This is a genomic window from Vibrio sp. T3Y01 (assembly GCF_013114525.1).
In the GTDB taxonomy this organism is placed as follows: domain Bacteria; phylum Pseudomonadota; class Gammaproteobacteria; order Enterobacterales; family Vibrionaceae; genus Vibrio; species Vibrio chagasii_B.
The window spans coordinates 81311-89354 of the sequence record NZ_VTXJ01000023.1; the positions used below are offsets into that span (position 1 = coordinate 81311).

Here is an 8044-nt window from a genome sequence, read left to right on the forward strand (position 1 = left end):
GTAACCCTACCCTTACTTACGGAATGGGAAGTTAAAGGCAGCCAGCAGAGCTCGGCCTTCCTCATCGGAACCCGCAGAAGTCGTGATAGTGATATCAAGACCGCGGACACGATCGACTTTATCGTAGTCGATTTCCGGAAAGATGATTTGCTCGCGAACGCCCATGCTGTAGTTACCGCGACCGTCGAAAGACTTAGCGCTAACACCACGGAAATCACGTACACGTGGAAGTGCGATAGAGATTAAACGCTCTAAAAATTCCCACATGCGCTCACCACGCAAGGTTACTTTACAACCAATTGGGTAGCCTTCACGAATTTTGAAACCAGCTACAGATTTACGCGCTTTAGTGATAAGTGGCTTTTGACCAGAGATCGTTGCCATATCAGCTGCTGCGTTTTCTAGCAGTTTCTTATCGTTGATTGCTTCACCAACGCCCATGTTTAGGGTGATTTTCTCAATCCTAGGGACTTGCATGACGCTTGTGTAGCTGAACTCTTTGGTAAGCTCAGCGACTACAGACGACTTGTAGTAATCATGCAGTTTCGCCATAGTAGAACTCCAAATTACTTCTAATTAGTTAGAAACAGTTTCGCCGTTAGATTTGAAGAAACGAACTTTCTTGCCATCTTCGATACGGAAACCGATACGGTCTGCTTTACCAGTAGCCGCGTTAAAAACTGCAACGTTAGAAGCGTCAATAGCTGCTTCTTGTTCAACGATGCCACCTTGTTGACCTAGAGCCGGAACCGGCTTTTGGTGTTTCTTAACAAGGTTGATGCCTTCAACGATAACTTTACCAGTTGTCAGAACCTTAGTTACTTTACCTTTCTTGCCTTTATCTTTACCAGCAAGAATGATTACTTCGTCATTACGACGGATTTTAGCTGCCATATTGCCGCTCCTTACAGAACTTCAGGTGCTAGTGATACAATCTTCATGAATTTCGCGTTACGAAGTTCACGAGTCACAGGACCAAAGATACGTGTGCCGACTGGTTGCTCAGTAGTGTCGTTTAACAATACACAAGCATTACTGTCGAAGCGAATGACAGAACCGTCTGGGCGACGAACGCCTTTACGGGTGCGCACTACTACCGCCTTCAGAACATCACCTTTTTTTACTTTACCGCGAGGAATTGCTTCCTTAACTGTAACTTTGATGATGTCACCGATATGTGCATAACGGCGGTGAGAGCCACCCAGAACCTTAATACACATTACCTTGCGCGCGCCAGAGTTATCTGCTGCGTCAAGTGTACTTTGCATCTGGATCATTGTTAGTGCTCCGCTAAATATTAAAACTAGACCCTCTCGGGTCGGGCTGCCTCTTTAAAAGGGACGCGAATTGTACCACCCTTTTTTTAAATTGGGTAGACAAAAAACAAGCGGCCCCAAAAATAATTTGGAGCCGCTTATAAGTTATAGAATTACAAAGATTAAATCTTCGCTTTTTCTAGAACTTTAACCAATGTCCAAGACTTAGTCTTAGACAGAGGACGACACTCAGCGATTTCAACTTTGTCGCCTAGGCCACAAGTGTTGTCTTCGTCGTGTGCGTGTACTTTAGTCGTGCGTTTAACGTATTTACCGTAAATTGGGTGTTTTACAGTACGTTCGATAGCAACAACGATAGACTTGTCCATCTTGTCACTTACTACACGGCCTTGCTGGATGCGGTTAGTTTCGCTCATTATGCGCCTGCCTTTTCAGTCAAAACAGTTTTCACACGTGCGATATCACGGCGTACAGCTTTTAGAGTATGAGTTTGCTGAAGCTGACCAGTTGCAGCTTGCATGCGCAAGTTGAACTGTTCACGTAGCAAATTCAATAGCTCAGCGTTAAGCTCTTCAACGTTCTTTTCGCGTAGATCTTGTGCTTTCATCACATCACCTGCTTAGTTACAAAAGTAGTTTTAACAGGCAGTTTACGTGCCGCTAGGCGGAACGCTTCACGTGCCAACTCTTCAGGTACGCCATTCATTTCGTACATAACTTTGCCAGGTTGGATTTGAGCAACCCAGTACGCTACTGAACCTTTACCTTTACCTTGACGAACTTCAAGAGGCTTTTCAGTAATCGGTTTGTCTGGGAATACACGGATCCAGATTTGACCTTGACGCTTAATGTGACGTGTCATAGCACGACGTGCCGCTTCGATTTGACGTGCAGTCAGACGACCACGGCCAACAGCTTTAAGACCGAATTCGCCGAAGCTTACTTCAGTACCTTTAGCTAGACCACGGTTACGACCAGTCATAACCTTGCGGAACTTAGTACGTTTTGGTTGTAGCATCGTTCGACTCCTTACTTACGGCCTTTACGCTGCTTCTTAGGCTTATCGCCTTTAGGCTCTACTGCGTTAGCAGCTGGCATACCGCCTAGAATCTCACCTTTGAAGATCCAAACTTTAATGCCGATCACACCGTATTGAGTGTGAGCCGAAGAAGTTGCGTAATCAATGTCTGCACGTAGAGTGTGTAGAGGCACACGGCCTTCACGGTACCACTCAGAACGTGCGATTTCAGCGCCGCCTAGACGACCACTTACTTCCACTTTGATACCTTTAGCGCCTAGACGCATTGCGTTTTGTACTGCGCGCTTCATAGCACGACGGAACATAACACGACGCTCTAGTTGAGACGCGATGCTATCAGCTACAAGCTGACCATCTAACTCAGGCTTACGTACTTCAGCGATATTGATTTGCGCTGGTACACCTGCGATTTTAGCTACAGCTGCGCGTAGCTTCTCTACGTCTTCACCTTTCTTACCGATAACAACGCCAGGACGAGCAGTGTGAATAGTCACACGGATGCTCTTAGCTGGACGCTCGATAACGATACGAGATAGTGATGCTTTTTGTAGTTCCTTTGTAAGGAACTGACGTACCTTGAAGTCGCCGTCTAGGTTGTCAGCGAAATCTTTGGTATTAGCAAACCATGTAGCATTCCAAGGCTTAACGATGCCAAGACGAATACCATTAGGATGTACTTTCTGACCCATTGCTTACTCTCCTAGTCTTTAGCGATCTGCTACAACAATAGTGATGTGGCTTGAACGCTTCAAGATACGATCCGCACGACCTTTAGCACGAGGCATAATACGCTTCATGATAGGGCCCTCATCTACGAAGATTTTAGCGACATTTAGATCGTCGATATCTGCACCTTCGTTATGTTCCGCGTTAGCGATAGCTGACTCAAGAACCTTCTTAACCAATACAGCAGCTTTTTTGTTGCTGAAAGTTAGAATTTCTAGAGCTTGGTCTACCGACTTACCGCGAATTTGGTCTGCAACTAAGCGAGCTTTCTGTGGAGAAATACGAGCAAAGTTATGTTTAGCTAAAGCTTCCATCATCTACTCCTTACTTCTTCTTAGCTTTCTTATCTGCAGCATGACCGCGATAAGTACGAGTTGGTGCAAATTCGCCCAGTTTGTGACCGATCATTTCTTCGGTAACGAAAACTGGAACGTGCTGACGACCATTATGGACAGCGATGGTCAAACCAATCATTGTTGGGATGATCATTGAGCGACGGGACCAAGTCTTAATAGGCTTTTTGTCTCCGCTTTCCACCGCTTTCTCTACCTTCTTCAGCAAGTGTAGGTCAATAAAAGGACCTTTCTTGAGAGAACGTGGCATGGCGATTCCTCTTTATAAATTATTTAGTGCGACGACGTACGATGTACTTGTCAGTGCGCTTGTTCTTACGAGTCTTGAAGCCCTTAGTAGGAACGCCCCAAGGAGAAACTGGGTGACGACCACCAGATGTGCGGCCTTCACCACCACCGTGTGGGTGATCCACCGGGTTCATTACTACACCACGTACGGTTGGACGTACGCCGCGCCAGCGTGAAGCACCAGCTTTACCAAGTTCACGTAGCATATGCTCAGAGTTACCAACTTCACCGATCGTTGCACGACCTTCAGAAAGTACTTTGCGCATTTCACCAGAACGTAGACGGATAGTGATGTATGCACCGTCGCGAGCAACGATTTGAGCATAAGCACCAGCCGAACGAGCTAGTTGAGCACCTTTACCAGGCTTAAGTTCAACACAGTGTACAGTAGAACCTACTGGGATGTTACGCATCGGCAGAGTGTTACCTGCTTTGATTGGCGCATCAACACCAGATTGGATCTGGTCACCTGCTTGAACACCTTTTGGTGCAATGATGTAACGACGCTCACCGTCTGCGTACAGAACTAGAGCGATGTTAGCGCTACGGTTTGGATCGTATTCTAGACGCTCAACTTTCGCTGGGATGCCATCTTTAGTACGTTTGAAGTCAATTACACGGTAGTGGTGCTTGTGACCACCGCCGATGTGACGTACTGTGATACGACCGTTGTTGTTACGACCACCGTTCTTAGAGTTTTTCTCTAGAAGAGGTGCGTATGGCTTACCCTTGTGTAGGTCAGCGTTAACAACTTTAACGACGTGACGACGACCAGGGGAAGTCGGCTTACATTTAACAATAGCCATTTTTAACTACTCCTGTTATTCCGCGCCGCCAACGAAGTCAAGATCTTGACCTTCTTTCAAAGTAACGTAGGCTTTCTTAACGTCTGAACGACGGCCTTCACGCATACCTTGACGTTTGGTCTTACCCTTTTGAACAAGAGTATTTACAGACTTAACTTCAACTTCAAATAGCTTTTCTACAGCTGCTTTGATCTCTTTCTTAGTTGCATCTTTAGCTACTTTGAAAACGATAGTGTTCGCTTTCTCAGCTGCCATAGTTGCTTTTTCAGAGATGTGCGGAGCACGTAGAACTTTTAAGATACGCTCTTCAGTGATCATGCTAGCATCTCCTCAACTTGCTTAACTGCGTCAGCAGTCATTAGAACCTTGTCGAATGCAATTAGAGATACTGGATCAACACCAGCAACGTCACGTGCGTCAACTTTGTATAGGTTACGAGCAGCTAAGAATAGATTTTCATCTACTTCGCCAGTTACAATCAGAACGTCGCTTAGCTCAAGCTCTTTAAGCTTAGCTACAAGTTCTTTTGTTTTTGGTGCTTCTACTGAGAAGTTATCAACAACGATTAGACGCTCTTGACGAACAAGCTCAGAAAGAATGCTCTTCATAGCACCGCGGTACATTTTCTTGTTTACTTTTTGGCTGTGATCTTGTGGTTTCGCAGCAAAAGTAACACCACCTGTACGCCAGATTGGGCTACGAATTGTACCAGCACGTGCGCGGCCAGTACCTTTTTGACGCCATGGCTTAGCGCCACCGCCAGATACTTCAGAACGAGTCTTTTGAGCACGAGTACCTTGACGAGCACCTGCTGCATATGCAACAACTACTTGGTGTACAAGAGCTTCGTTGAAGTCACGTCCGAAAGTAGTCTCGGAAACAGTTAGTGCATCAGCACCTTTAACCATCAATTCCATTACTTACTCCTAGACGTTATGCTTTAACAGCAGGTTTTACGATCACGTTGCCGCCTGTTGAGCCTGGTACTGCACCTTTAATAAGAAGCAGATTGCGCTCAGCGTCAACACGTACGATCTCTAGGTTTTGAGTCGTTACACGCTCAGCACCCATGTGACCTGCCATTTTCTTGCCTTTAAACACGCGACCTGGAGTTTGACATTGGCCAATTGAACCCGGTGCACGGTGAGACAAAGAGTTACCGTGAGTCATATCTTGAGTAGAGAAGTTCCAACGCTTAACAGCGCCTTGGAAGCCTTTACCTTTAGATGTACCAGTAACGTCTACTTTTTTAATTTCGTTGAAAAGTTCTACGTTTAGCTCAGCGCCAACTTCAAACTCTTCGCCGTTTTCTAAACGGAATTCCCAAAGACCGCGACCTGCTTCTACACCCGCTTTCGCGAAGTGACCAGCTTCAGGTTTAGTTACACGGTTAGCTTTCTTAGCACCAGTAGTTACTTGGATTGCTGCGTAGCCGTCGTTCTCTAGAGTTTTAACTTGAGAAATACGGTTCGCTTCAACCTCAACAACAGTTACTGGGATAGAAACGCCTTCTTCAGTAAATACGCGGGTCATACCCACTTTACGTCCGACTAGACCAATCATTATTCTTATCTCCCTTAACCTAGGCTGATTTGAACATCAACGCCAGCTGCAAGATCAAGACGCATTAGAGCATCAACAGTTTTATCTGTTGGCTCAACGATGTCGATCAAACGCTTGTGAGTACGGATTTCGTACTGGTCACGTGCATCTTTGTTGACGTGTGGAGAGGTAAGAACAGTGAAACGCTCTTTACGAGTAGGTAGTGGGATAGGACCACGAACCTGTGCGCCAGTACGTTTTGCTGTTTCAACGATTTCCGCAGTTGAAGCATCGATTAGCTTGTAATCAAACGCTTTAAGGCGGATACGAATACGTTGGTTCTGCATGAGACAGAGCTCCAATTATTAAAAATTACACAAACAATATCGCCACTCAAACTCGATAAAACGAGAGAATGCCGATTGATTTATGTGAAACCGTAGCATCCAAAATTAGGACGCATTGTCAGTTAACTTTTGAAGTAAAGACAAGCCTTACTATTTTTATTAACCGCGAACATAAGCTGAGTATACATTACTAGGTAAAACCTACTCCTCAGTGCTCATTGGTTCACAACCAGCTTAAGCCAGTGCGGTGCATTATACAGATCACACTTTAACTTGCAAGCTGTGTTTGAAAAATAATCGCAGAATCTAGTGGAAGGGGTGATTGGAGAATTTTTCATTCTTGGTAGTGCCCTACCGACTGAAAAAGAAAAGCAAGGTAGCCACTAGGATGCGCCTGAGCAGCTACCCTTGTTATCGGTACTTTTTAGCCTTCGTCTTCATCGACATATTGAGCTTGTAGGTAATTTTGAATACCCGTCATTTTGATGAGGCCGAGTTGGGTTTCTAACCAATCAACATGTTCTTCTTCATCTTCCAAAATCTCAAGGAACAGATCTCGTGACACATAATCGTGAATGTCTTCAGCATAAGCGATGGCGTTTTTCAGATCCGGAATGGCTTCCATCTCTAATGACAAGTCGCACTCCAGCATTTCCTGAGTATCTTCGCCGATTTTAAGTTTGCCTAGATCTTGCAGATTGGGGAGCCCTTCGAGAAACAAAATTCGTTCAATCAGATGGTCGGCATGTTTCATTTCGTCGATGGATTCATGATATTCCTTGTCGGCTAGGTGCTTTAAACCCCAGTCTTTATACATGCGCGCATGCAAGAAGTACTGATTTATTGCGACAAGTTCATTACCAAGAATTTTGTTGAGATGTTGAATGATGATAGGATCGCCTTTCATGACATAGCCCTCCTCTTTGGCTCTTCTAACTGTAGAACCAAATCGAGAAGTGTCAAAAAAGCTACTGCTCTTTGAGCAGAATTAGCTTGCCTGTTTAAACAGGTCTTTCGCGGTGTCGTTAATGACTTCTTTTGCTGAACGTACACACTTGCCGCATTGACTGCCAAGTGCTGTACACTTTTTAATTCCTTTTATGTCAGTAATGCCCTCTTCTAATACCAACTTGCGGATTTTCTTATCCGAGACCCCATGGCATAAACAAACGTACATAGTAAAACCTAACCCTTTAACTTGAAGTTAAATGTAAAAAGGAATCATTCTTATTACCAGTTAAAATTTACCGTATGTTTATATCGATTGGTTATAGTGTTTCGTCGAAAAGAGAGATTAACGGGCTGTGAAGAGGAGAAAGTTTAGGAGGGCGATTTATGCCGTTAAGTAAATAACTGTATTTACATCGGAATATAGACTGTGGATATTACGTGTTAGGAATTTCCCTTATAACCAAAATAAAAAAGGGAAGCCGAAGCTCCCCTTTTTTGATGCGTGCTCTTCTAATGAAGAGAGTGCAAAAATCTAAATGCTATTAAGCGAAGATTTTAGCTACAACACCAGCACCTACAGTACGGCCACCTTCACGGATAGCGAAACGTAGGCCTTCGTCCATTGCGATTGGAGCGATTAGCTCAACAGTCATTTGAACGTTGTCACCTGGCATTACCATTTCTACGCCTTCTGGTAGAGTGATGTCGCCTGTTAC

General features: G+C 44.8%; 16 protein-coding genes and 1 pseudogene. All 17 read right to left on the bottom strand.

Annotation, left to right across the window (positions count from 1 at the left end; genetic code table 11):
* Window positions 1-12: 12 nt before the first annotated feature.
* On the bottom strand, window positions 13-552 hold the full coding sequence (rplE, locus tag F0232_RS20465) for a 50S ribosomal protein L5 (RefSeq protein ID WP_004738790.1): 540 nt from the start codon (window positions 550-552) through the stop codon (window positions 13-15).
* Between the two features lie 24 nt (window positions 553-576).
* A complete protein-coding gene (gene rplX, locus F0232_RS20470; protein ID WP_004738792.1) occupies window positions 577-894 on the bottom strand; it encodes a 50S ribosomal protein L24 in 318 nt (105 codons plus the stop codon).
* A gap of 11 nt (window positions 895-905) precedes the next feature.
* On the bottom strand, window positions 906-1277 hold the full coding sequence (gene rplN, locus F0232_RS20475; RefSeq protein ID WP_004738793.1) for a 50S ribosomal protein L14: 372 nt from the start codon (window positions 1275-1277) through the stop codon (window positions 906-908).
* Between the two features lie 161 nt (window positions 1278-1438).
* On the bottom strand, window positions 1439-1693 hold the full coding sequence (gene rpsQ / locus F0232_RS20480) for a 30S ribosomal protein S17 (protein ID WP_004738796.1): 255 nt from the start codon (window positions 1691-1693) through the stop codon (window positions 1439-1441).
* Window positions 1693-1884: a 50S ribosomal protein L29 gene (gene rpmC / locus F0232_RS20485; RefSeq protein WP_004736737.1), complete on the bottom strand. Its 192-nt coding sequence runs from the start codon at window positions 1882-1884 to the stop codon at window positions 1693-1695. The genes rpsQ and rpmC overlap by 1 nt, the downstream gene beginning before the upstream one ends.
* Window positions 1884-2294 (bottom strand): 50S ribosomal protein L16, encoded by a 411-nt coding sequence (gene rplP / locus F0232_RS20490; protein ID WP_004736736.1) that lies wholly within the window; start codon window positions 2292-2294, stop codon window positions 1884-1886. Before rplP ends, rpmC begins: the two co-directional genes overlap by 1 nt.
* 11 nt (window positions 2295-2305) lie before the next feature.
* The gene (gene rpsC, locus F0232_RS20495) at window positions 2306-3004 is read right to left on the bottom strand and encodes a 30S ribosomal protein S3 (protein ID WP_004738797.1); all 699 of its coding nucleotides are present in this window, start codon (window positions 3002-3004) and stop codon (window positions 2306-2308) included.
* 18 nt (window positions 3005-3022) lie between these two features.
* Window positions 3023-3355 carry a 50S ribosomal protein L22 gene (rplV, locus tag F0232_RS20500; RefSeq protein WP_004736732.1) on the bottom strand — a complete coding sequence of 111 codons (333 nt, stop codon included), beginning with the start codon at window positions 3353-3355 and terminating at the stop codon, window positions 3023-3025.
* Window positions 3356-3365: 10 nt separating this feature from the next.
* On the bottom strand, window positions 3366-3644 hold the full coding sequence (gene rpsS / locus F0232_RS20505; protein ID WP_004736729.1) for a 30S ribosomal protein S19: 279 nt from the start codon (window positions 3642-3644) through the stop codon (window positions 3366-3368).
* 19 nt (window positions 3645-3663) lie between these two features.
* Window positions 3664-4488 (bottom strand): 50S ribosomal protein L2, encoded by an 825-nt coding sequence (rplB, locus tag F0232_RS20510; RefSeq protein ID WP_061033928.1) that lies wholly within the window; start codon window positions 4486-4488, stop codon window positions 3664-3666.
* 15 nt (window positions 4489-4503) lie between these two features.
* On the bottom strand, window positions 4504-4806 hold the full coding sequence (rplW, locus tag F0232_RS20515) for a 50S ribosomal protein L23 (protein ID WP_004738802.1): 303 nt from the start codon (window positions 4804-4806) through the stop codon (window positions 4504-4506).
* Window positions 4803-5405 carry a 50S ribosomal protein L4 gene (gene rplD, locus F0232_RS20520; protein ID WP_004738803.1) on the bottom strand — a complete coding sequence of 201 codons (603 nt, stop codon included), beginning with the start codon at window positions 5403-5405 and terminating at the stop codon, window positions 4803-4805. Before rplD ends, rplW begins: the two co-directional genes overlap by 4 nt.
* A 16-nt stretch (window positions 5406-5421) precedes the next feature.
* Complete coding sequence (gene rplC / locus F0232_RS20525) at window positions 5422-6051, bottom strand: 50S ribosomal protein L3 (RefSeq protein WP_004738804.1); 630 nt, start codon at window positions 6049-6051, stop codon at window positions 5422-5424.
* Between the two features lie 14 nt (window positions 6052-6065).
* Entirely contained in the window at window positions 6066-6377 is a 312-nt protein-coding gene (rpsJ, locus tag F0232_RS20530) for a 30S ribosomal protein S10 (RefSeq protein WP_004736761.1), read from the bottom strand.
* A 424-nt stretch (window positions 6378-6801) separates the two neighbouring features.
* Window positions 6802-7284 (bottom strand): bacterioferritin, encoded by a 483-nt coding sequence (bfr, locus tag F0232_RS20535; RefSeq protein WP_061033929.1) that lies wholly within the window; start codon window positions 7282-7284, stop codon window positions 6802-6804.
* Between the two features lie 81 nt (window positions 7285-7365).
* Entirely contained in the window at window positions 7366-7554 is a 189-nt protein-coding gene (locus tag F0232_RS20540; protein WP_061033930.1) for a (2Fe-2S)-binding protein, read from the bottom strand.
* A 316-nt stretch (window positions 7555-7870) separates the two neighbouring features.
* A pseudogene (gene tuf / locus F0232_RS20545) lies at window positions 7871-8044 on the bottom strand (elongation factor Tu); the annotation flags it as partial.

Excerpts from the sequence above, each read along its gene's own strand:
- rpsC (WP_004738797.1), bottom strand. The coding sequence starts at position 3,004 with ATGGGTCAGAAAGTACATCCTAATGGTATTCGTCTTGGCATCGTTAAG.
- rpsQ (WP_004738796.1), bottom strand. The coding sequence starts at position 1,693 with ATGAGCGAAACTAACCGCATCCAGCAAGGCCGTGTAGTAAGTGACAAG.
- rpsJ (WP_004736761.1), bottom strand. The coding sequence starts at position 6,377 with ATGCAGAACCAACGTATTCGTATCCGCCTTAAAGCGTTTGATTACAAG.
- rplV (WP_004736732.1), bottom strand. The coding sequence starts at position 3,355 with ATGGAAGCTTTAGCTAAACATAACTTTGCTCGTATTTCTCCACAGAAA.
- rplP (WP_004736736.1), bottom strand. The coding sequence starts at position 2,294 with ATGCTACAACCAAAACGTACTAAGTTCCGCAAGGTTATGACTGGTCGT.
- rpmC (WP_004736737.1), bottom strand. The coding sequence starts at position 1,884 with ATGAAAGCACAAGATCTACGCGAAAAGAACGTTGAAGAGCTTAACGCT.
- rplB (WP_061033928.1), bottom strand. The coding sequence starts at position 4,488 with ATGGCTATTGTTAAATGTAAGCCGACTTCCCCTGGTCGTCGTCACGTC.
- rplN (WP_004738793.1), bottom strand. The coding sequence starts at position 1,277 with ATGATCCAGATGCAAAGTACACTTGACGCAGCAGATAACTCTGGCGCG.
- F0232_RS20540 (WP_061033930.1), bottom strand. The coding sequence starts at position 7,554 with ATGTACGTTTGTTTATGCCATGGGGTCTCGGATAAGAAAATCCGCAAG.
- rplC (WP_004738804.1), bottom strand. The coding sequence starts at position 6,051 with ATGATTGGTCTAGTCGGACGTAAAGTGGGTATGACCCGCGTATTTACT.
- rplE (WP_004738790.1), bottom strand. The coding sequence starts at position 552 with ATGGCGAAACTGCATGATTACTACAAGTCGTCTGTAGTCGCTGAGCTT.
- rplX (WP_004738792.1), bottom strand. The coding sequence starts at position 894 with ATGGCAGCTAAAATCCGTCGTAATGACGAAGTAATCATTCTTGCTGGT.
- rplD (WP_004738803.1), bottom strand. The coding sequence starts at position 5,405 with ATGGAATTGATGGTTAAAGGTGCTGATGCACTAACTGTTTCCGAGACT.
- rpsS (WP_004736729.1), bottom strand. The coding sequence starts at position 3,644 with ATGCCACGTTCTCTCAAGAAAGGTCCTTTTATTGACCTACACTTGCTG.
- rplW (WP_004738802.1), bottom strand. The coding sequence starts at position 4,806 with ATGATCACTGAAGAGCGTATCTTAAAAGTTCTACGTGCTCCGCACATC.
- bfr (WP_061033929.1), bottom strand. The coding sequence starts at position 7,284 with ATGAAAGGCGATCCTATCATCATTCAACATCTCAACAAAATTCTTGGT.